This window comes from Yoonia sp. KMU-150 (assembly GCF_056858355.1).
Genome location: NZ_JBXEQF010000001.1, coordinates 127246 through 150756 on the forward strand (window position 1 = coordinate 127246; position 23511 = coordinate 150756).

The 23511-nt window shown below is 60.2% G+C and carries 17 protein-coding genes; 6 read left to right on the forward strand and 11 right to left on the reverse strand.

Features of this window, described 5'->3' with window-relative positions; genetic code table 11:
* The first annotated feature begins 176 nt into the window (after positions 1-176).
* From dnaK to radC, 3 genes are all read left to right on the forward strand, one after another.
* Positions 177-2099: a molecular chaperone DnaK gene (dnaK, locus tag AC04PH_RS00630; RefSeq protein ID WP_483063811.1), complete on the forward strand. Its 1923-nt coding sequence runs from the start codon at positions 177-179 to the stop codon at positions 2097-2099.
* Between the two features lie 72 nt (positions 2100-2171).
* Positions 2172-3317: a molecular chaperone DnaJ gene (gene dnaJ, locus AC04PH_RS00635; protein WP_483063812.1), complete on the forward strand. Its 1146-nt coding sequence runs from the start codon at positions 2172-2174 to the stop codon at positions 3315-3317.
* Between the two features lie 89 nt (positions 3318-3406).
* Entirely contained in the window at positions 3407-4177 is a 771-nt protein-coding gene (radC, locus tag AC04PH_RS00640) for a RadC family protein (RefSeq protein WP_483063813.1), read from the forward strand.
* Here radC and AC04PH_RS00645 read toward each other — a convergent pair.
* From AC04PH_RS00645 to secA, 3 genes are all read right to left on the reverse strand, one after another.
* Positions 4169-5761 (reverse strand): phosphate ABC transporter substrate-binding/OmpA family protein, encoded by a 1593-nt coding sequence (locus AC04PH_RS00645; protein ID WP_483063814.1) that lies wholly within the window; start codon positions 5759-5761, stop codon positions 4169-4171. The two genes, radC and AC04PH_RS00645, sit on opposite strands and share 9 nt — an antisense overlap.
* On the reverse strand, positions 5758-6789 hold the full coding sequence (locus tag AC04PH_RS00650; protein WP_483063815.1) for a hypothetical protein: 1032 nt from the start codon (positions 6787-6789) through the stop codon (positions 5758-5760). Before AC04PH_RS00650 ends, AC04PH_RS00645 begins: the two co-directional genes overlap by 4 nt.
* 130 nt (positions 6790-6919) lie before the next feature.
* Positions 6920-9625: a preprotein translocase subunit SecA gene (secA, locus tag AC04PH_RS00655; protein WP_483063816.1), complete on the reverse strand. Its 2706-nt coding sequence runs from the start codon at positions 9623-9625 to the stop codon at positions 6920-6922.
* 184 nt (positions 9626-9809) lie between these two features.
* Between secA and AC04PH_RS00660 the strand changes: the two genes are divergently transcribed.
* From AC04PH_RS00660 to mutT, 3 genes are read left to right on the forward strand one after another with little or no spacing between them, the layout of a single operon-like run.
* Positions 9810-10658: a peptidylprolyl isomerase gene (locus AC04PH_RS00660; RefSeq protein ID WP_483063817.1), complete on the forward strand. Its 849-nt coding sequence runs from the start codon at positions 9810-9812 to the stop codon at positions 10656-10658.
* A gap of 3 nt (positions 10659-10661) precedes the next feature.
* Complete coding sequence (gene argJ / locus AC04PH_RS00665; RefSeq protein WP_483063818.1) at positions 10662-11876, forward strand: bifunctional glutamate N-acetyltransferase/amino-acid acetyltransferase ArgJ; 1215 nt, start codon at positions 10662-10664, stop codon at positions 11874-11876.
* Positions 11873-12271 carry an 8-oxo-dGTP diphosphatase MutT gene (gene mutT / locus AC04PH_RS00670; protein ID WP_483063819.1) on the forward strand — a complete coding sequence of 133 codons (399 nt, stop codon included), beginning with the start codon at positions 11873-11875 and terminating at the stop codon, positions 12269-12271. Before argJ ends, mutT begins: the two co-directional genes overlap by 4 nt.
* A 120-nt stretch (positions 12272-12391) precedes the next feature.
* Here mutT and infB read toward each other — a convergent pair whose 3' ends face one another.
* The 8 genes from infB to AC04PH_RS00710 all read right to left on the reverse strand — a co-directional run bounded on the left by infB (position 12392) and on the right by AC04PH_RS00710 (position 23480).
* Positions 12392-14872 carry a translation initiation factor IF-2 gene (infB, locus tag AC04PH_RS00675; RefSeq protein WP_483063820.1) on the reverse strand — a complete coding sequence of 827 codons (2481 nt, stop codon included), beginning with the start codon at positions 14870-14872 and terminating at the stop codon, positions 12392-12394.
* Positions 14862-15518, reverse strand: a complete 657-nt coding sequence (locus tag AC04PH_RS00680; protein ID WP_483066117.1) for an RNA-binding protein — start codon at positions 15516-15518, stop codon at positions 14862-14864. The genes infB and AC04PH_RS00680 overlap by 11 nt, the downstream gene beginning before the upstream one ends.
* 22 nt (positions 15519-15540) lie before the next feature.
* Positions 15541-17151 (reverse strand): transcription termination factor NusA, encoded by a 1611-nt coding sequence (nusA, locus tag AC04PH_RS00685; RefSeq protein WP_483063821.1) that lies wholly within the window; start codon positions 17149-17151, stop codon positions 15541-15543.
* Positions 17151-17795 (reverse strand): ribosome maturation factor RimP, encoded by a 645-nt coding sequence (gene rimP / locus AC04PH_RS00690; protein WP_483063822.1) that lies wholly within the window; start codon positions 17793-17795, stop codon positions 17151-17153. The genes nusA and rimP overlap by 1 nt, the downstream gene beginning before the upstream one ends.
* Before the next feature lie 225 nt (positions 17796-18020).
* The gene (locus tag AC04PH_RS00695; protein ID WP_483063823.1) at positions 18021-19562 is read right to left on the reverse strand and encodes an ABC transporter substrate-binding protein; all 1542 of its coding nucleotides are present in this window, start codon (positions 19560-19562) and stop codon (positions 18021-18023) included.
* A gap of 74 nt (positions 19563-19636) precedes the next feature.
* Positions 19637-21283: an ABC transporter ATP-binding protein gene (locus tag AC04PH_RS00700; protein ID WP_483063824.1), complete on the reverse strand. Its 1647-nt coding sequence runs from the start codon at positions 21281-21283 to the stop codon at positions 19637-19639.
* Entirely contained in the window at positions 21280-22494 is a 1215-nt protein-coding gene (locus AC04PH_RS00705; protein ID WP_483063825.1) for an ABC transporter permease, read from the reverse strand. The genes AC04PH_RS00700 and AC04PH_RS00705 overlap by 4 nt, the downstream gene beginning before the upstream one ends.
* Complete coding sequence (locus tag AC04PH_RS00710) at positions 22491-23480, reverse strand: ABC transporter permease (RefSeq protein ID WP_483063826.1); 990 nt, start codon at positions 23478-23480, stop codon at positions 22491-22493. The genes AC04PH_RS00705 and AC04PH_RS00710 overlap by 4 nt, the downstream gene beginning before the upstream one ends.
* Between the last annotated feature and the right edge of the window lie 31 nt (positions 23481-23511).

Genomic DNA, 23511 nt, shown 5'->3' on the forward strand with positions numbered 1-23511 from the left:
GCATTTTTTGGCAATTTTGCCGGGTCTGCGACGCTTGCAGGGTTCCGGAGCCGTCCCTATATACGCCTTGATCACGAAACGGCGATCCTGTCGCCCGCTCGTGTCGTGAAATCTGGCGCGGGTGCCGATCAAGGGTTCGCGCCGCTCAAACCGCCTCAAGCAAGGGATTTGAAAACATGGCTAAAGTCATCGGAATCGACCTCGGGACCACCAACTCCTGCATCGCGATCATGGACGGCGCAAAGCCGCGGGTCGTTGAGAATGCCGAAGGTGCCCGCACTACCCCATCCATCGTTGCGTTCACGGATGATGAACGTCTGGTCGGCCAGCCCGCCAAGCGTCAGGCCGTGACCAACCCCGAAAACACCATCTTTGCAGTCAAGCGTCTGATCGGGCGCCGGTTCGACGACAAGGATCTGGCCAAGGACAAGAAGAACATGCCGTTCGCCGTCGTCGACGGTGGCAACGGCGATGCTTGGGTCGAATCGAAGGGTGAGAAATACTCCCCGTCTCAAATTTCGGCCTTCATCCTCGGCAAGATGAAAGAAACCGCTGAATCCTACCTTGGCGAGGAAGTTACGCAGGCCGTCATCACTGTGCCTGCCTACTTCAACGACGCCCAGCGTCAGGCCACGAAGGACGCAGGCAAGATCGCCGGCCTCGAAGTGCTACGCATCATCAACGAGCCGACAGCCGCCGCCCTAGCTTATGGTCTGGACAAGAAAGAGACGAAAACCATCGCGGTCTATGACCTTGGCGGTGGTACGTTCGACGTAACAATCCTAGAGATCGACGACGGCCTGTTCGAAGTGAAATCCACCAACGGTGACACGTTCCTGGGTGGCGAAGACTTTGACATGCGCATCGTCAACTACCTCGCCGACGAGTTCAAGAAAGAGCACAACGTCGACCTGACCAAGGACAAGATGGCGCTGCAGCGTTTGAAGGAAGCAGCCGAAAAAGCGAAGATCGAGTTGTCTTCTTCGTCGTCCACCGAGATCAACCAGCCGTTTATCTCCATGGGCTCCAACGGTGCGCCGCTGCACATGGTCATGAAGCTGACCCGCGCCAAGCTGGAAAGCCTGGTCGGCGATCTGATCAAATCCTCGATCAAGCCATGTCAGGCCGCGCTGAAAGATGCCGGTCTGTCCAAGGACGATATCGACGAGGTCGTGCTGGTCGGTGGTATGACCCGGATGCCCAAGGTGCAGGAGGAAGTCGAAAAATTCTTCGGCAAGAAACCGCATCAGGGTGTGAACCCCGACGAGGTCGTCGCCATGGGTGCCGCCATTCAGGCCGGCGTTCTGCAAGGCGATGTGAAGGACGTGGTCCTGCTGGACGTGACGCCGCTGTCGCTGGGCATCGAAACCCTGGGTGGGGTCTTCACTCGCCTGATCGACCGTAACACGACGATCCCGACGAAGAAGTCCCAGGTTTTCTCGACCGCCGAGGACAACCAGAACGCCGTGACGATCCGGGTGTTCCAGGGTGAGCGTGAGATGGCATCCGACAACAAGATGCTGGGCCAGTTCAACCTCGAAGACATTCCGCCAGCCCCACGGGGCTTGCCACAAATCGAGGTAACCTTCGACATCGACGCCAACGGCATCGTGTCGGTCGGTGCCAAGGACAAAGGCACCGGCAAGGAGCAGACGATTACGATTCAGGCGTCCGGTGGTCTGTCGGACGAGGATATCGAAGCCATGGTGCGCGACGCCGAGGAAAATGCGGAGGCCGACAAGGCACGTCGCGAAATGGTCGACGCCCGCAACCAGGCCGAAAGCCTCATCCACTCGACCGAAAAGTCTCTGGAAGAGCATTCCGACAAGGTGGACCCGACCACCGTGGAAGCGATCGAACTGGCCATTGCCGCGCTGAAGGACGATCTGGAAAAAGACGATGCGTCCGCGGACAAGATCAAGTCCGGCATCCAGAACGTGACCGAAGCCGCGATGAAGCTGGGCGAGGCGATCTACAAGGCCAGCCAAGAAGCCGAGGACGGTGCCGAGCCTGAAATGAAGGGTGCTGACGAAGCCGGCGATGACGATATCGTCGATGCCGACTTCGAAGACCTCGACGGCGACAACAAGCGCGACTAAGGCCCTTGGCCTTGTGAATGACCGGTCCGTTGATCCGGGCCGGTCATTCCTGTTCCCAAGGGGGAAAAACAGATGGCAAAACGCGATTATTATGAAACGCTCGGGGTCTCGAAGGGCGCAAGCGCCGACGAGATCAAGAAAGCCTATCGTCAAAAGGCGAAAGAGCTGCACCCCGACCGCAACGCCGACAATCCCAAGGCTGAGGCACAGTTCAAGGAAGCGAACGAAGCCTATGAAGTGCTGAAAAGTGCCGAGAAGAAGGCCGCCTATGATCGCTATGGCCACGCCGCGTTCGAAGGCGGTATAGGGGCCAGCGCGGGCGGAGGTACGCGCGGCGGGCACGGCGATTTCAGCAGCGCGTTTTCAGACGTGTTCGACGATCTGTTCGGCGACATGATGGGCGGGCGCGGGCGCGGCGGCGGATCGCGTGCACAACGCGGCAATGACCTGCGCTACAACCTTCGGATTGATCTCGAAGATGCATTCAATGGAATGCAGAAAACGATCACCGTGCCGACCGCCGTAAGCTGTGACAGCTGCAACGGAAGCGGGGCCGAGGGCGGTTCGGAACCCCAAACCTGCCCGACATGCTCGGGTATGGGCAAGGTCCGTGCACAGCAGGGTTTCTTTACCGTCGAGCGCACCTGCCCGACCTGTAACGGTATGGGTCAGACGATCAAGAACCCCTGCAAGACCTGCCACGGGCATGGGCGTGTCGAGAAAGAAAAATCGCTTTCGGTGAACATCCCCGCCGGGGTCGAAACCGGTACCCGGATCCGGCTTGCCGGTGAGGGTGAGGCAGGGATGCGCGGCGGACCGACGGGTGACCTGTACATCTTTATCGAGGTGAACGCACACAAGCTGTTCGAACGCGACGGCACGACGCTCTATTGTCGCGTGCCGGTCAGCATGGCCTCTGCCGCGCTTGGCGGTGAGATCGAGGTTCCGACGATTGACGGCGGCCGCTCACGCGTGAAAATCCCCGAAGGGTCGCAATCGGGTCGCCAGATGCGCCTGCGATCAAAGGGGATGCCCGGCCTGCGCGGCGGTCAACCGGGCGATATGCTGATCGAACTTGCAGTCGAAACACCGGTCAACCTGACATCGCGACAGCGCGAGATTCTGCGCGAATTTGACGAGATAGCGGCGGAAAACAATCCGCAGGGTTCCAGCTTTTTCAAAAGCGTCAAGAGCTTCTGGGACGGCATGAAGGGATAGCGAGGTGGCGGCATCAGCCGCCCCATTCTCATATCGTCACGGCCAACAGATTCAGACTCTGTTAATCAGAATCATGTCATGTTCTTTCTATGTTTCAGATCGACGAAACCCTGTCTCTCTTCGATGATGACGACACGTTCGAGGTGATCGAACGTCCTGCAAACGTTCAGCTACGCAAGGAAAAGCTGCCGTCCTACATCGTCGGACATCGTCAAAGACTGCGGGACAGGTTTACAGCGGGCGGATCAGACGCGATCCCCGACTACGAATTATTGGAGTTGCTGCTGTTTCGCGCAATCGGGCGGGGTGACGTCAAACCGATCGCCCATGCGCTCTTGAAGAAGTTCGGCGATTTGAACCGGGTGTTGTCGGCCCCGACATCGCAATTGCGCCAGATTGGCGGGGTTGGCGCGGCCGTCGCCTGTGATCTCAAGATTATAGAGGCTGCAGCCCACCGCATGGCCCGTGCGCGTGTCATCAAGCGGCATGTGGTTTCAGGCTGGGATGCGCTGCTCGACTATTGCCACACGGTCATGGCCCACCGCGAGACAGAGCAGTTCCGCATACTCTTTCTCGATACCAAGAATGTGCTGATCGCGGATGAGGAACAGGCGAAAGGAACCATCGATCATGTTCCGGTCTATCCGCGCGAGGTGGTCAAGCGGGCGCTCGAACTGAACGCAGCGTCCCTCATACTTGTGCATAACCACCCTTCCGGCGATCCGACACCGTCCCGGGCCGATATCGACATGACCGCACAGATCAATACGGCGGCCAACGCGGTGGGCATCACGCTGCATGATCATCTGATCATTGGCAAATCACGCGAACTGTCGTTCCGGAGCGCGGGATTACTCTGATACCTGTTGGGTCACCCACAATTCGACGCGCCGATTCATCTGGCGGCCCCATTCGGTATCGTCACACCCCATCGGAAGCGCCTCGCCAAAGGCCTCTGTCTCAAGCTGTACATCGGCCGGAACCTGCCCCAGAACGGCGATCAGTGCGCGTTTGACCGCCTCGGCGCGGGCTGCGGCAAGATCGCGATTGGCGACGGCCCCGCCCCGCCCATCGCTGAATCCGACAAGTAAGAGGCTTTGGCCAGCGTAGGATCCATCGCGGATCGACTGCGCAAGGTTGGTCAACCCGGAGCGCGATTGCGCATCAAGCCGGGTCGATCCCACTTTGAAGCGAAAGCTGGTCGACATCCGTGTACGCGGTGCAAGCACACGGACCATACGCTGCAGTTCCGTCAGCGGAATATCCTCGCCAGCGGCGGCGATTGCGTTCACAAACCGCTGACCCTGCGCATCGAGCGGGATCGGAATCGCACCCTGATCGACATATCCCGCACGACGCACGACCAGTTGCGCCTGCGGGGTCCGTAAATAGACAAGAAACTCACCAACGACCGCGGGCATGCGGCGCGAAGGCAGATAAAGAAACAGCGGCGCGGTCAGCGGATAGTCTTCTGTCTTCAGGGTCGTCAAGACAGGCGTTGCGACAATCCCGCAGGCATCGCGCAGCACCATCGGCTGAGCAAACCCCATATCACTGAAAGACATGACGCCAAGTGCACCCGGTTCGGACGCAACGGCGCGTGCCATCGCATCACTGCCGGCATGGTGCGTGACATCCTCTGTCAGATCATGATTGCCAAGGCGCACCACCCGATCCAGAAAACCCTGCATCTGTCCGTCCCGCGCAGGGCCAAGATGCAGCGTCACGGGAAGGTCGGGGCCATCCATCTGACGCCAGTTCGTGATATCGCCCCTGAAAGCCGCCGCCAGATCCCGCAACGAAATGTCCGTCACCGGCCAGCCCGCGGACGTAACCGGCACAAGTGCGTCAATCCCGATAATCCGGCTTTGCGCTGGATCATCCAGACGCCCCAGACCCACTTCGGCGGCGCGGTCCCGTTCAGAGTCGCGCACCTCTCGGCTGGCCATGACGAGATCGGCTTCCAACGCGATGAAGTCGGCGAAGCCTTCTGCCGTGTTTGCGGTATGAAATTGAAATTCCGCCTGAACGTCGCCATCTGCGTCAGCCAGCATTATCGCAAAACGGGCGTCATCGACCTGCACCGTCGTGGTCGATTGTCCCCGGCTTCGCGCAAAACTATCGACGAGGGCGGGCAGCAAGACCGCCGCCATTGCAGCCTCGCCGGACAGACGTACCGTTGGGAGAAAGTTCTCCGCATCCGGACACGCGGTACCAGCGCAACGCACACTTGCATAGTCCAGCGTCAGCGCACCATATTCCGTTTCGACCTGCAGGAACTGGCCGTCATACCCCATGACCCGGCCTGTCAATTCCAGTCCTCCGCCGGGTGATGTCAGTGTGACCTCCTGCGCCTGGGCAATCGGCGCAGAAACGAAAAGTGCGGCGAAAATCGCCGCACGTTTCAAACTGTCCCAAAGGGTCTCGTGTCTGTCACGCGTCATCTCGCCGCGAGTGTCAGGTCCTCGAACATATTTTTCAACACAAGAAATTCACCGATGGCGTCACAGCCGGGCATGGTCATCGTCAGATCGGTTGCGTCGGGGTCCTGTCCCGGCATGATCTGCATGCTTTGCGCGGCGACGTCACGTCCACAGTTTTCTGCCGTGATCTCGGCCTCGACATTCAGCTTCACTGCACCATTCCGAGCAGCACGCCCAGTCGGGAATGTATAGACCTCGGCCAGGAAAGGTTCGGTGGCGCGGCGATCACCAAGTGTGGTCAGATATCCCCCCGCGCCGGCTTCAAGCTGTGTCATGTTACCCACCGAAACCGCCGAGATATGGCCTGTCTCACCATAATCGGCACCGAATTCGAGCGCGTGAAGCTGCATGCCGTCCTGTCCCTGCCATTGCAAGACGGCCCGGTCGAATTGTGCCAGATCCGGCACATCGGTCTGTGCGACCGCTCCCTGATCGTCGGGGAAAGCCGCCACAAAAACAGCTGTTTCGGCCAGCGCCGGTACGGTCAGGGAGAATTGTCCGCCATCGTCGGTCAGTGCGGAAAACATCATGCCCTGATGATGCAAAACAAAATCGGTGTCGACATGGCAAGGTGCGGCAAGTGCCACATCGACCATCGCCATCCCGACCGTCGTTGCGGACATCGTGATATCGCAGGCAGCAGTCGGTTCCAGCGCCTGCGGCAGATCGAGCGTCGGCGGTGTCAATTCCTCGACGCTGGCGACGCGGACGGGTGTATGCACGGGCGCATCGATCATGACGGCTTCGGCATTGCCGAGAATTGCGTCAACGTCGGCATCGGCTGGGATCGCGGTCAGCGGATCGGCGAATCCCTGCGTCGCGGGCCGCAGGGCCGCGAGTGTACGTGCCTGTTCCTCGCTGATCCGGTCTACCTCGTCACCGGGCAGGAAACGGGCCGCGACGGCATCGCCATATTGCATGACAAAGCCAATACCCAACGCCGTCGAAAACGTCGTCACGGCCGTCATCAGTTTCTTTGGTCTCGCCATCACATTTGTCCCTATCCAGTTCGGATTTGGAAACACTGTGTCGCGCGACGGTGACGTCAGATGGACGTGACCAAGGTATTGTGGTGACAGAAATACGGCACAACCATGCCGGTAGTCCGGTCATTTCAATTCAGGCAAGCCGACCATGACAGTGCTTGAATTTCTTGCCTGAGCCACAGGGACAGGCATCGTTGCGCCCCGGTTCGCCCCATGTTGACGGATCGTCCTCGACAAAGCCGTCGCGGGGCGTGGCACCGGTCGGCGAAGCGGCGCTCGTCGCGCGCGCCTTTGCATCGGCAGCGGCCTCTTCCTGCTGGGCCCGCATCTGGGCGATCATCTGCTGCTGTTCTTCCTGACTCATCGGACGGATTTGCGCCAGTTTTTGCGTCACATCCGTGCGCAGACTGTCCAGCAGACGCTCGAACAGCTGAAACCCTTCGGTCTTGTATTCATTCAGTGGATCGCGCTGGGCGTAACCTCGGAAACCGACGACAGAGCGCAGGTGTTCCAGCGTCAACAGGTGCTCGCGCCATTTCGCGTCGATTGTTTGCAGGACAAGTTGCTTTTCGACGTTGCGCATCGTTTCTTCACCGAACGCAGCCAGCTTTTCGGCCATGTGCTTATCCGATGCCTCCTCCAGTCGCTCACGAACAACGTCGTCATCGACGCCTTCTTCGTCCGCCCATTGTATCACGGGCACGTCGATCCCGAGGTTCTGGATGACGGCGGCATAAAGCCCTTCTGTATCCCACTGATCGGCATAGGTTTTTGCGGGCATATATTGCGCGACCAGATCGTCGATCACCTGGTGGCGCATATCCTGGACGATCTCAGACAGGTCCTTGCTTTCCATGATTTCGAGGCGCTGGGAGAAGATCACCTTGCGCTGCTCGTTCATCACGTCGTCAAATTTTAGCAGCTGCTTTCGGATATCGAAGTTGCGTCCTTCGACCTTTGCCTGCGCGCGCTCAAGCGATTTGTTCACCCAAGGATGCACGATCGCCTCGCCTTCCTTCATGCCTAGCGTCGACAGCACCTTGTCGAGCCGCTCGGACCCGAAGATCCGCATCAGATCATCTTCAAGCGACAGCAGGAACAGCGACCGCCCCGGGTCACCCTGACGCCCCGAGCGTCCGCGTAGCTGGTTGTCGATCCGGCGGCTTTCATGGCGTTCCGTGGCAAGCACGAACAAGCCGCCCGCTGCCTTGACCTTTTCCTTTTCCTCCGCCGTCTCGGCCTCGATCCGCGAGCGCAGCGCGTCGGGATCGGCCTCCGGATCGGCGGCCATCGCTTCGAGCACCTTCATCTCGACGTTGCCGCCAAGCTGGATGTCGGTGCCGCGTCCGGCCATGTTCGTGGCGATGGTCACCGCGCCGAACTTGCCGGCATCGGCGATGATCTGCGCTTCCTGCTCGTGCTGGCGGGCGTTGAGCACGTTGTGCTTGATCCCTTCCTTGGTCAGCATCTGGGACAGAAATTCGGATTTTTCGATGGAGGTCGTGCCGACAAGGATCGGCTGCCCCTTCTCGTTGGCCTCCTTGATCTCCTTTACGACACCGTCGAATTTCTCGCGCGCGGTGCGGAACACCATGTCGTTATCATCCTGACGTGCGATGGGCCGGTTCGTCGGCACCTCGACCACGCCAAGGTTATAGATTTCCTTGAATTCCTCGGCCTCTGTCAGGGCGGTGCCGGTCATCCCGGCAAGTTTCTCGTACAGGCGGAAATAGTTCTGAAAGGTGACGGAGGCGAGCGTCACGTTTTCCGGCTTGATCGACACGCCTTCCTTGGCCTCGATCGCCTGGTGCAGACCGTCCGACAGGCGGCGGCCCGTCATCATACGGCCCGTAAATTCGTCGATAAGCACGACCTCCTGGTCGCGGACGATATAGTCCTTGTCCTTGGTAAAGAGCTTATGCGCCTTCAACGCCTGACTGGTGTGATGCACCAGCGTGGCGCTTTCGGGGTCATAAAGCGTTTGCCCCTCGGGCAGCAGACCGCGCTGCGACAGCTTTTCTTCCAGCCAGTCGTTGCCCTCGTCGGTGAAGGTTGCCTGACGGGACTTCTCGTCAATCGTGTAGTGTTCTTCGGACACGTCCGGGATCACGCGGTTGATTTCCAGGTACATCTGGCTGCGGTCCTGTGCCGGGCCAGAGATGATGAGCGGGGTGCGGGCCTCGTCGATCAGAATGCTGTCGACCTCGTCCACGATAGCAAAGTTGTGCGGGCGCTGCATCATCTGAGACAGTTCCGATTTCATATTGTCGCGCAGATAGTCAAAGCCCAACTCGTTGTTGGTGGCATAGGTGATATCGCAGCGATAGGCCTTGTGCTTTTCGTCCTCGGGCTGCTGTGGATAGACGACGCCTGTCGTCAGACCCAGCGCGCCATAGACCTTGGCCATCCATTCCGCGTCTCGTTTCGCCAGGTAATCGTTGACGGTGACGATATGCACACCCTTGCCGGACAGCGCATTTAGATAGGCCGCAAAGGTCGCGGTGAGGGTCTTGCCTTCGCCTGTTTTCTGTTCCGAGATATTGCCCTGATGCAGGAAGATCGCGCCCAGAAGCTGTGTGTCGAAGGCGCGAAGGCCCAGCGCGCGGCGGGCGGCCTCGCGACAGTTGGCAAAGGCCTCGGGCAGGATATCATCGAGCTTCTCACCGCCCATTGCGCGCTGCGCCAAAGCCTCGGTGCGTTGCTTGATCTCGTCGTCGGACAGGGCTTCGAATTCGGGTTCCAGCGCGTTGATCTTTGCAACCAGCGGGCGGACCGCCTTGATCTTTCGGTCGTTCGCGGTGCCAAAAACCTTTTTGGCGACGGTTCCAAGTCCGAGCATATTCTCTCCGATAGCGCCGCTGCGCCTGTCTGACGTCTATTTGAGAGGAGGTCGCTTGTAGGCCCTGCGCGGGCCACCTACAAAGGGCCAAGTTCGGCCCCCTCGAAAGCCTGCAAGGGATGTAAGGGCGGGGTCATAAAGTGTCAACGTCGCGGGCCGTCCGCACAGGTATAGGAGGCGCTCGATGCGCATACACACAACACTTCTGGGCACTGTCGTGCTGTTCGCCGGGCTGGCCACCAGCGCTTCCGCACAGGACGCGACCGCCGATACCGTGGTCGCCACCGTCGGGGACACCGAAATCACGCTTGGCCAGATGATCATCACCCGCGCGCAACTGCCGCAGCAATATGCGCAACTGCCGGACGAGGTGCTGTTTCAAGGTGTGCTGGACCAGCTGATCCAGCAGCAGCTGCTGGCCGACTCGCTGGAAGAGACTCCGGCGCGCGTCGAATACGCGCTGGAGAACGAGCGGCGCACTCTGATGGCCGGTGAGGTCATCAACGATATCACGAACGGCGCGGTGACCGAGGAAGCCCTGCAGGCTGCATACGACGCACGCTTTGCGGATACCGAAGCGGGTATGGAATACAACGCCTCTCACCTGCTCGTCGAAACCGAGGAAGAGGCCATTGCGGCCAAAGCGCGGGTGGAGGACGACGGCGAAGAATTTGCCGATGTCGCGCGCGATGTTTCCACCGGTCCGACCGGCCCGAACGGTGGCAATCTTGGCTGGTTCGGCGCGGGCCAGATGGTGCCCGAGTTCGAAAGTGCCGTGATGGATATGGAAGTCGGTGCTGTCGCAGGGCCGGTCCAGACACAATTCGGATGGCACGTCATCAAGCTGAACGAAACCCGCACAGCAGAGCCACCATCGCTGGATAGCGTGCGCCGGGAATTGACGGGTGAGCTGCAGGAGGCCGCGATTCAGGAACGCCTGACGGCGCTGGAGGACGCAACCGCAGTGACCCGTCCGGAAGAGGGTGCCTTCGATCCCGCTCTGATCTCGAACCTCGACTTGCTGGAGCCATAAGCCATGCCCTTGTCACCGCTTGCGCCCGCGTCATTTCCCGACCTGCCGGTCATCGAAGGCGTGACCTTCGCGGCGGCGGCAGCGGGGATCAAACGCACCGATCGCACCGATGTAATGCTTGCGCTGATCGCTGATGGTAGCAGCGTGGCGGGTGTCTTCACCCGCTCCGCCACCAGGTCGGCCAACGTGCTGGACTGCCAGAGTAAGCTGGCGGCAAGCAGCGACGGCCCTGCCGCGATTCTGGTGAACTCGGGAAACTCCAACGCCTTTACCGGAAAGCATGGCGAGGGGTCCGTGGCCGCACTGTGCAAGGGCGTATCCGACGTCACAGGCATTGACGCGAACCGCGTATTCACTGCATCCACTGGCGTGATCGGACAGCGGCTGCCACACGAAAAGATCGTGGCGAAATTGGACGAACTAAACGGCGCACAGGACGCAGGCGGGCTGAACGCCGCTGCCAAGGCGATCATGACGACCGACACGTTTCCCAAGGGTGCGACGCGCTCCGTGAGGATTGGCGGCAAGGATGTGAAAATCGCCGGCATCGCCAAAGGCTCCGGTATGATTGCGCCTGATATGGCGACGATGCTGGTGTATATCTTCACCGACGCGCGGATCGGGCAACCCGATTTGCAGGCGCTCGTGTCGCGTCTGAACGACCGCACCTTCAACTGCATCACGGTGGACAGCGACACCTCGACCTCCGACAGTCTGATGATCGCCGCGACCGGCGCGTCGGGTGTCGACGTTGCAGGGAACGACGACTTCGGCGAGGCGCTTCACGCGGTCATGCTGGATCTTGCACATCAAGTTGTGCGCGACGGCGAGGGTGCCACCAAATTTGTGACCGTCAATGTCACTGGCGCGGCGACGGACTCCGATGCGCGGCTGGTGGCGCTCGCCACGGCTAATTCGCCTCTGGTCAAAACGGCCATCGCGGGCGAGGACCCGAATTGGGGCCGTATCGTCATGGCTGTCGGAAAATCCGGCGCGCAGGCGGATCGGGACCGTCTCAGCATCCGCTTCGGCGATATTCTGGTGGCGGAAGAGGGCTGGGTGTCGCCCGACTATACCGAGGAAGCCGGTGCCGCCTACATGAAGCAGCAGGACCTGACGATCAACGTCGATCTGGGTCTGGGCGACGGCACCAGCACCGTCTGCACCTGCGATCTGACCCACGAATATATCCGCATCAACGCCGACTACCGGTCGTGAAGACGATCCTCGTTTCGGCGGTCGCCCTGATTGATGTGGATGGGCGTGTGTTGCTTGCCCAGCGCCCGCCGGATAAATCCATGGCTGGTCTTTGGGAGTTCCCCGGTGGAAAGGTCGAACCGGGCGAGACGCCCGAATACGCACTGATCCGCGAATTGCAGGAAGAACTTGGTATCGACACTTGGGCATCCTGCCTTGCACCCCTGACCTTCGCCTCGCATGAGTACGACGACTTCCACCTGCTGATGCCGCTCTTTGCCTGCCGGAAATGGAGTGGGACGCCACAGGCGCAAGAAGGTCAAACGTTGAAGTGGGTTCATGCGCGCGACCTCAAGGATTACCCGATGCCGCCTGCCGATATTCCGTTAATCCCGATCCTGCGCGACTGGCTCTAGTATTATCTTGCCGGAAATACTCCCGCCGGAGGCTCCCGCAGTTACAACAAAAAAAGACGGCCCCGTCGCCGGAGCCGCCCTTTCATTTATCGTAGGGTGGGGTTTCACGCCACCGGTATCTTAAAGGTTCCGTTCGACCTCTTCGCGCTCGAAAATCTCGATTACATCGTCGGCGCGAATGTCCTCATAGTTCTCGAACGCCATCCCGCATTCCTGACCGGACTGCACCTCGGCAACCTCGTCCTTGAAGCGTTTCAGCGTTTTCAGCGTGCCTTCGTGAATGACCACGTTGTCGCGCAGCAGGCGAACACCCGCTGACCGACGGGCGACGCCTTCGGTGACCAGACACCCGGCGACCTTGCCGACGTTGGACACCTTGAACACGTCCTTGATGGTCGCATAACCGATGAACTTTTCGCGGATTTCGGCGGACAGCAGACCCGAAGCGGCCGCTTTCACATCATCCACGAGGTCGTAGATCACCGAATAATAGCGGATCTCCACGCCCTTCTGGTTCGCAGTGTTTCGCGCCGATGCGTTGGCACGCACGTTGAAGCCGAACACTGGTGCGCCCGATGCTTCGGCCAGGCCGATGTCGGATTCCGTGATCGCGCCGACCCCGGAGTGGAGCACGCGCACGCGCACCTCGTCGTTGCCGATCTTTTCCATCGCCTGCACGATCGCTTCGGCAGAGCCCTGCACGTCCGCCTTGACCAGAATCGGCAATTCGCTGACGTCCTCGTTGGCCTTCGCATTCGCCATCAGCTGTTCCAGCGTCGTGGCGGCACCGGCTGCGGCGCGTTTGTCCTTGGCGGCTTTCTCGCGGTATTCCGCGATTTCGCGTGCCTGCGCCTCGGTCTCGACGACGTTCAGGACATCGCCAGCCTCTGGTGTTCCGTTCAGACCCAGAACCTCGACCGGCACCGATGGGCCCGCCTCTTCGACGCGGTCACCCTTGTCGTCGATCAGCGCGCGGACCTTGCCCCACTGTTCGCCGACGACAAAGATATCGCCGCGGCGCAACGTGCCGTTCTGCACCAGAACCGTGGCGACGGGGCCACGCCCCACGTCCAGCTGCGCTTCGATCACGGCACCCATGGCAGCGCGGTCGGGGTTGGCCTTGAGTTCAAGGATTTCGGCCTGCAGCGCAATCGCTTCAAGCAGATCGTCAAGACCGTCACCGGTGATCGCGGACACCTCGATGTCCTGAACGTCACCCGACATTTTCTCGACGATGACTTCATGCTGAAGCAGGTCCGTGCGGACCTTGTCGGGGTTTGCGGCCGGGCGGTCGATCTTGTTGATCGCGACGATCATCGGAACGTCGGCAGCCTTGGCGTGATTGATCGCCTCGATCGTCTGCGGCATCACCGCATCGTCGGCAGCGACTACGAGGACGACAATGTCCGTCACCTGCGCCCCTCGCGACCGCATCGACGTGAACGCCGCGTGGCCTGGCGTGTCGAGGAACGAGAGCACTTGCCCACCTTCCGTCGTGACCTGATAAGCCCCAATGTGCTGCGTTATGCCACCGGCCTCGCCCTGCACGACCCGCGTCTTGCGGATCGCATCAAGCAGCGAGGTTTTGCCGTGGTCGACGTGGCCCATGATGGTGATGATCGGCGCGCGCGGCTTGAGGTCTTCTTCTTTATCTTCTTCCTGTGCGATGGACTGTTCCACGTCGGCATCCGATACACGCACGACGGTGTGGCCGAATTCCTCGATAATCAGTTCGGCTGTATCCGCATCGATCGTCTGGGTCTGGGTCGCCATGATACCGTTGTTCATCAACGCCTTGACGACATCGGCGACACGTTCGGTCATACGGGCGGCAAGTTCGGATACGGTGATCGCTTCGGGCAGCGCCACTTCGCGGTAAACCTTTTCACGCTCGGCAGAGACACCCATCGCCTTGGCGCGGGCGCGGTCCTGCTTGCGCTTCATCGCGGCCATCGACCGCTGGCGTCCACCCTCGCGACCCGCTGTCGCCGCGCTCAGCGTCAGCTTGCCGCCGCGGCGGCCATCGCCTTCGCGGCCCGGCTTCGACTTTGTATTCTTCTCGTTGCGATTGTCGCGTTCACGGTCGACCTTGCGCGCACCTGCGGCAGGGCGCGGTATCGCAGCCTCTCCGGGAATCGACGCAGGGTCGGCGGCAGGTGCCGACTTCTTGGCCGCATCGGCTGCCTTCTTGCGCTCTTCCTCGTCGGCTTTCGCCTTGGCGCGCTCTTCACGCTCGCGGTCCTCGGCTTCCTTGGCCTCCGCCTCGGCGCGACGGGCTTCGCGCTCTTCCGCACGCGCTCTCTCTTCGGCTTCGCGCTTTTCCGCTTCTTCGGCTTCGCGGGCTTTGGCCAGGGCAAGCGCCTTCATCCGGCGTTCGAGTTCGACATCCGAAATGCCCGCGGGCCGTTTGGACGGATCACGGCTGACCGCAGGGCTTGCCCCGGTGGTCGGCTTTGCGGCACCCGGCTTTGGCACCACAACGCGCTTGCGCTTGGTCTCCACCACCACGTTCTTCGTGCGCCCGTGGCTGAAACTCTGCTTCACGCTCCCCGGACGGGAGCCGCCAAGACCGAGTGTTTTCTTGCCGTCGTTATCGCTCATTTAGCTTCTGTTCCTTCCCGGCGGCCGCTTTGCCACCGTCAATTCCGCGCCCATCAATACCGCGCAAACCCGCAAGTCTTGTGGCTTCCTCTACAACACGATTGCCGAGTCCACCAGTCGAGAGCGCGCCATGTATCACACTTTGCCGCCCGAATGCCAAACCCAATTCCCGAGCGGTCAAACACCCGAAATATCTGGCACCTTCGGGCGTCCACAACTTTGTCTTTCCGCGTTCCGACCCGTCAGAGGCCTGCATCAGCACACGGACATTTTCGCCACCCGCCAGCCAGCCCTTGACCTTTTCGAAGCCACAGACCGCGCGGCCCGCTTTTCTTGCAAGAGCCACCAGATCGACGACACGACGGGCGAGTTGTTTTTCGACCTCGCCGACCAGCCCGTCAGGTATAGTGACCGCCTGTTTCGCGCTGCGGGAAAACTGGCCATTGCGGGCCTGTTCCAGCACCTGCCGATCAGCGGTCACATACATACCACGCCCCGGCAGTTTTCCCAAGATATCGGGATAGACCTGCGCATCGGGGCCAACCACGAAGCGGATCAAGCCCGCCTTTGGCTGCACCTCGCCTGTCACGATGCACTTGCGTTCCGCACCGTCCGGGTTGGTCTTATGTTGGCCGCCGCGCGCCATGTTCAAGGGGAGAGCCTGAAAATCAGGCCTCCGCTTCCTCTTCCGCGACGTCGTCTTCGGTGTCCGCCTCGAGATCGGCAGGATCGACCCAACCCAGCATCACGCGGGCCGTCATGACCATATCCTGTGCCTCTTCCAGCGACACGTCGAAGGGTTCAAGCACTCCGTCGTCCTTGATGCGCTCGCCATCCACCGTGGTCCAGCCACCGGCCAGTTCCCAGTCGGCGCAGGTCGCAAAGTCTTCCAGCGTTTTTACACCGTCCTTGCCCAGCGCCTCGAGCATTTGAGGCGTCAACCCTTCGAAGTCGATCAGGGACTGCTCGACACCCGTGGCGATCGCCGCTTCCATGGCCTTCTTGTTCTGCGCGTCCAGATAGTCACGGGCACGGGCCTGCAATTCGCCTGCCGTGTCCTCGTCGACGCCTTCGATCACCAGCAATTCGTCCAACTCGACATAAGCGACTTCTTCCAGGTTGGTGAACCCTTCGGAAACCAGCAACTGCGCAAAGAATTCATCCAGATCGAGCGTCTCCATGAACAGCTTGGTACGCAATTCGAATTCGGCCTGACGACGCTTGGATTCCTCTTCCTCGGTCATGATGTCGATGTCGAGGCCGGTCAGCTGCGACGCAAGCCGCACGTTCTGACCCCGACGACCGATGGCGAGCGAAAGCTGCTCTTCCGGCACGACGACCTCGATCTTGCCGGCTTCCTCGTCCAGAACCACCTTGGAGACCTCGGCGGGCTGCAACGCGTTCACGAGGAAGGTCGGCATATCCTCGTTCCAGGGGATGATATCGATCTTTTCGCCCTGAAGCTCGTTCACGACGGCCTGCACGCGGCTGCCGCGCATACCCACGCAAGCACCGACGGGGTCGATGGAGTTGTCGTAGGAGATCACGGCGATCTTCGCACGGCTACCGGGGTCACGGGCGACGGCCTTGATCTCGATAATGCCCTCATAGATTTCCGGCACTTCCATCTTGAACAACTCGGCCATGAATTCCGGCGCGGTGCGGCTCAGGAAAATCTGCGGGCCACGCTGTTCGCGGCGCACGTCCTTGATGTAACAGCGGATACGCTCGTTCGGGCGGTATGCCTCGCGACCGATCTTTTCGTTGCGGCGCAAGATACCTTCGCCGGGGTTCATATCAACAATGACGTTGCCGTATTCTTCACGCTTGACCAGGCAGTTGATGATCGTGCCTGCGCGATCCTTGAATTCTTCGTATTGCTTGTCACGCTCTGCTTCGCGGACCTTTTGCAGGATAACCTGTTTGGCCGATTGCGCGGCGATCCGGCCCAGCTCGACCGGCGGCACTTCCTCGATCAGCTGCTGACCGACTTCGGGGTTTTCCATGTACTGCTTGGCCTGCTCGACGGTAAATTCCGCCTGATAATTCTCAAGTTCTTCATCCTCGACCACGGTGCGCACGCGGGTAAAGGTGGCACGGCCGGTCTTGCGGTCGATGGAGACGCGGATGTCCATTTCAGCGCCGTAACGCGACTTGGCCGCACGCGCGAGGCTTTCTTCCATCGCCTCGATAACCAACGCGGGGTCGATCATCTTTTCGCGGGCCACGGCCTCTGCGGTCTGCAACAACTCAAGCTGGTTGGCGGAGGTAATTGCCATCAGTTCTTCTCCTTGGATGCGCCATTGGCTTTGCTCGGGCGCTGTTTGGACTTGCCCGCCTTGGCGGGGGCCACGTTGTCATCACTGTCGATAATGGTTTCGATCTCGTCGAATTGGCTTTCTTCGATCTGCCCGGCGTCCTTGCGGCCGCGCAGCACGTCGCGGATCAGATCATCGGTCAGAACGAGCTTGGCGTCGGACAACCAGGCGAATTTCAGCCCGATGGTGCCTTCCTCGATAGTGATCAGAATCTCGTCGCCTTCGGTGCCGGCCAATTGTCCCTTGAATCGGCGACGCCCATCGATCAATTCCTCAGTTTCGACCTTGGCCTCGAACCCTTCCCATTGATCGAAATCCTTGAGCCGGGTCAGCGGGCGGTCGATACCGGGGCTTGAAACCTCCAGCGTGTAGGCATCCAGGATCGGATCCTCGACATCCAACACCGCTGAAATCGCGGTGCTGATCTGACCGCATTCATCGACCTCGATGGTGCCGTCGGGTTTCTGCGCCATGACCTGCAACGTGCTCTCCTTGCCCGTCATCAACCGCACGCGCACGACCTCGAACCCCATGTCTTCGACGACAGGGGTGATGATTTCGGTGATACGGCGGTCAATCGCCGCCTTGGCGATCAGGTCGTTCATGGTCTCAACTCTGCTTCAGACACAAAAAAACGGGCACACGGCCCGTTGCGATTTCGGTGGTGCAGGGGGTGGAAGCCTGCGCCGGTGTTGAAGAGGATATAGGCCGCCCGGGGTGAGTCTGCAAGCCCTGTATCGTTTCGTCGCAAGGATGACCAAACCGAACGCGCCACAAAGAAAAACGCCCCGCCGTTTCCGACGGGGCGCTTCGATCATATCAACGGGGCCTTATGCGACCGACCAACGCTCGGCCATGCGGGCGTTGTCCATCTGCCAAAGGTTACCGACCGTATCGGGAGACACGATCCGGTTGTTCACGGCCTGAACGTAGTTCGCGAACATCGGCAACAGGACACCGCCTTCGTCACGCAGGATCTGCTGCATTTCCGTGTACTGCTCGCGACGTACGTCGCTGTCGAGTTCGGCACGGGCCGACAGCAGCAGTTCCTGGAAACGTGGGTGATCCCAGTTGGTATCGTTCCACGGCACGCCAGCTTCATATGCGGTCGAGAACATCCAGTCCTCGGTCGCGCGACCCGACCAGTAGCACGCGCAGAACGGCTTGGTGTTCCAGACGTTGGACCAATAGCCGTCAGCCGGTTCCTGAATGACGTTGATGTTGATGCCCGCCGCGCTGGCAGATGCCTGGAACAGCTGGGCTGCGTCGACAGCGCCTTCGAATGCCGCGTTGGACGCCGACAGATCGATGTCCAGCGATGTCATGCCAGCCTGTTCGAGGTGGAACTTTGCCTTGTCGGGGTCGTAGGCCAACTGCTCCATATCGGCGGCGTAGTACTGGTTGGCGGGACCGATGGGCGAGTCGTTACCGACCTGACCGTGACCCAGCAGGATTTTCTCGACCATCTCTTCGCGGTTGATACCGTACTTGAGCGCCTGACGAATGTGGACCTGATCGAACGGGTTCACGTCTGTCAGCATCGGGAACGTGTAGTGCTGGTTTCCGGTCACTTCCTGAATGCGGACATTGGGGTTCGCGTTCAAAAGCGCCTCTGTCTTGAAGTCGATCCTGTTGATTGCATCGACCTGACCCGTCATCAGCGCGTTCATCCGGGCGGTGTTGTCGTTGATCGCGATGAACTCCACCTCGTCGAAGAAGCCGGCACTGTCGCCCTTGTAGTGGTCGGTGACACGTTTGGCAGTCATGCGCACGCCGGGATCGAAGCTCTCGACAGCATAAAGACCGGTACCGATGCCCTGCTGGATCGCTTCCTCGATCATGCCGGCCGGGAACATCAGGATGTGATAGTCGGACATCAGGTAGGGGAAGTCGGCGTTACCGGAGGCCAGCGTAAACTCGACCTCGTGATCGTTGATCTTTTTCATTTCGTCGATGGCGGCCACGATCGGCTGGGCCGCGGACTGCGCGCCCTCTTCGACGTGCATGTTCAGCGATGCGATCACGTCGTCTGCGCCGAACGCCTTACCATTGTGGAAAGTCACGCCCTGACGCAGCTTGAACGTCCATGTCTTTGCGTCTGCAGATGCTTCCCAGCTTTCCGCCAACTCGCCTTTCAGCGAACCGTCTGCCGCGACTTCGGTCAGACAGTCAAAGACCGTGCCGTGCGCCGCTGCGATCATGAAAATGTCCGAATGTGTCCGGCCATCCCAGCTATCGGATGTGTTTGCACCGCCCAGACCGGCGGTCAGTTTTCCACCACGGGTCTGCGCGCGCAGGGGCATCCCTGTCAGGCCCAGAACGCCGGCGGCAACACCGGTCTTCAAAAGACCGCGTCTGCTAATTCCATTCATAGTGTCGTCTCCCTAGTTGTCTAAATCGGGGCTTTTGCCCCGTTGTGTCGCCCGCGCAAACGGGTGATTCGTGATTACATCTTATCAACGGCTGCATCGCCGATGTTATCAACTCCGCGTTCCGCCAGAAGATTGGTCAGCCAATCCGGGTCCATTTCGGGAACCGAAGACAGCAAAAGGTCGGTGTAAGGGTGGTGCGGTGGCGTGAACATATCCCGTTTCGGTCCCTGTTCGATCACCCGTCCATCCTTCATCACCACGACCTCATCCGCAATGGCCCGCACGGTGGCGAGATCATGGGTGATGAACATATAGGAAAGCGACAGCTCGTCCTGCAAACGCGCCAGCAGGCGCAGAATTCCTTCGGCGACCAGTTGGTCCAGTGCCGATGTCACCTCGTCGCAGATAATGAACTTGGGGTCGGCGGCCAGAGCGCGGGCAATGCCGATCCGTTGCTTTTGCCCGCCCGAAAGCTCGGATGGCAGCCGGTTGTAAAACTGGGCTGACGGCAGCTCGATCTGCTCCATCAGCTCGTCGACCCGCGCACGCAGCTTGCGCCCGGACAACCCGCTGTAGAACTGAACAGGCCGCGCGATGATGTTGCCGACAGTCACGCGCGGGTTCAGCGCAGTATCTGCCATCTGGTAGATCATCTGCACCTGTCGCAACTGATCCTTGGATCGCTTGCGATAGTTCGCGGGCACGGGTTCCCCATCGAAAAGTATCTGCCCCGATGTCGGCGGCAATAGACCGGTGATGCAACGCGCCGTGGTCGATTTGCCAGAGCCGGACTCGCCCACCACCGCAACGGTGCGGCCCGCGTGCATATCGAAGCTGACGTCGAACAGAACCGGAATGGTGCCGTAGGATGCGTCGACGTTACGGACGGCCACCACCGGCACCGCATCGCCAACAACGGGTGGTTTGGCGGGCCGTTCAAATTCGCGCACGGCCCAAAGCGACTTGGTGTAATCCTCGGTCGGGGCGGACAGCATCGTGCGGGTGTCCGCGGTTTCAACCTCGTCGCCCTTCAGCAGCACCTTGATCCGGTCAGCCATCTGCGCAACGACGGCAAGGTCGTGCGTGATATAGATCGCCGCCGTGTCGAATTCGTCCACGATATTGCGGATTGCCGCCAGCACTTCGATCTGCGTGGTCACATCCAGCGCGGTCGTGGGCTCATCAAAGATGATCAGATCCGGGCGGCACGACATCGCCATCGCGGTCATGGCCCGTTGCAACTGCCCGCCCGACACCTGATGCGGATATCGAAACCCGATTTCATCGGGATTCGGCAGACGCAGCTTGGCATAAAGGTCCATGCCATCGCGTTCGCTCTCCGCCTTGCTCATGACCTTGTGACGGGTCGGACCTTCGATATGCTGTTCAAGTATTTTGTGCGCCGGGTTGAAGCTCGCCGCTGCGGACTGCGCGACATAGGCGATCCGCTTGCCCAGCAGGCTGCGCTTTGTCGCGGCAGAGGCCGTCAACAGGTCGATCCCGTCGAACGCGACAGACCCCTTGGAAATCCGCACACCGTCGCGGGTGTAACCCATCGCGGCCAAACCCAGGGTGGATTTGCCAGCACCGGATTCCCCGATCAGCCCCAGGACCTCGCCCTTTTTCAGGTCGAGATCGACGCCGTTGATGATCGGGTTCCAGGTTTCGTCGCTGCGTCCCTCCAGCCAAAGGTCGCGAATTTTGACCAGCTGATCGCTCATTCCTTCAACCCCGACGATTTATGCAGCATCCAGTCGACGACGAAATTCACCGCGACCGTCAGAAGCGCGATAGCGCCGGCGGCCAGCAGTGGCGTGACGGAGGCTTGCGGCGCGAACTGCGCATAGTTGATGAAGCCCGCCAGATCGCGCACCATCGTCCCCCAGTCCGCCAGCGGCGGCTGGATCCCCACACCCAGGAACGACAGCGATGCGATCGTCAGGAACACAAAGCAAAACCGCAGACCGAATTCGGCAAGCAACGGGGCGGTCGCATTGGGCAGGATTTCGCGGAACATCAGGTATCCCATGCCTTCGCCACGCAGCTTCGCCGCCTCGATATAGTCCATCACGACAATGTTCTGCCCGACCGCACGGGCAAGACGGTAAACACGGGTGCTGTCGATCACGGCGATGATCAGGATCATGAAAATCGTCAGCGGAATACCCAGTTCGGTGGACCAGACGCTTGCGATGGTCATCAGCAGAAGCGCGAAAATCAACGACGGAATCGCCATCAGCACGTCGACCGCACGCGACAACACCTGATCCAGCCAACCGCCGATCGTCGCCGCCAGAAAGCCGAAGGTTCCGCCGAGCAGGAATGCCAATACGGTCGTGACAAAGGCGATCCCGACGGTGTTTTGCGCGCCGTAGATCAGGCGGCTAAGGATATCGCGACCGATCTGATCAGTCCCCAGCGGGAATTCGGGATTGCCGCCCAGAGCCGGATCGCCCCCGGCCACGATATTCGCGGCCACGCCCTGAATGATCTGATCCTGACCATAGGGTGCGAGGACACCCGCAAAGATCGCTACAAAAACGTAAAGGATGATCACCAATATTCCGAACGACGCCGTCAATGGCATCGAACGGAACATTTTTTTGCTCCAGTTTGTGCCCACCGTGCGACCAAGCAGCTTGAACAGCCATGCCGCCACGGCAAAAATGACGAATGCATTGATCGCGACCCGCAGGAAGAAATAGGTGTTCGCGGTCGCCGGATCGTCACTCAGGCTGGCGACATATCCCCGCACCAGAAACAGCAGGATAGCCGCTGCCAGAATATATCCAAAGGCCACGCCGTACGGCATATCGCGCCAATAGGGCGCGTTGCCGGTAATCATCTGCCCGGCGAACCGCAGTGCCCAGCCCAGCGCGGCAATCGCCACCAACCAGACAGCCACATTCGCAAGTGCGCTTTCAAAGATCATTTCGGATGCCTTAGTCGCGGATTGCTGAGGATCGAAAGCACGTCAGCGGTCAGGTTCAGCAGGATATATGCAGCGGCGAAGATCAGGCAGCAGGCTTGCACTACGGGGATGTCGCGGATTTTCACGCTGTCCACGAACAGCTGGCCAATACCGGGATAAACAAACACCACCTCGACCACGACGACGCCCGTCACCAGATACGCCAGGTTCAGCGCGATCACGTTGATGATCGGGGCCAGCGCGTTAGGTAACGCATGCTTCACGATCACCCGTATCGGTGACATACCCTTGAGCCGCGCCATTTCGATGTAGGGCGAGGCCAGCAGATTGATGATCGCCGCCCGCGTCATCCGCATCATATGCGCCGTAACCACCAGCGTAAGCGTCAGCGCAGGCAGCAGCGTTTTCTGCAGCCGCTCGCCGAACGGCATCCCGTCATAGATGTTGGACAGCGACGGCAGGATCGGATTGATCACGGCGAGTATCAGGATCAGGATATACGCCATGAAGAATTCGGGACTGGAAATGCTCGAAAGCGTGGCCACGTTCGCCGCGCGGTCAAACACCGTGTTGCGGTAAAGCGCCGCCAGAACACCCAGCGTTACCGCGACAGGCACGGCGATCATCGCCGTGACACCCGCAAGAAACAGCGTATTGCCCAGCCGTGGTGCGATCTGGTCAAGCACCGTCACATCGCCGGCACCGCCCATTTGCTGCGCGAACATCAGCTGCGAAAAGGGCGTGCCGAGATCACCGGTCAACATCCCGCCCAACCAGGACAGGTATCGCGTGACCGGCCCCTGATCGAGTCCAAGATCTTCGCGGATGGACGCGACCGACTCCGGTGTCGCGCCCTGCCCCAGAATGGATTCTGCAAAGTCGCCCGGCAGCAGGTTCACGGCGGTAAAGATGACGATCGAAACGATCAGCAGCGTCAGAAACCCCAGCGCGAGACGCTGCAAGATGATCGACAGGACATTGCTCAATGTCTGATTTCCCCGGTTGGTCGTTGCGCAG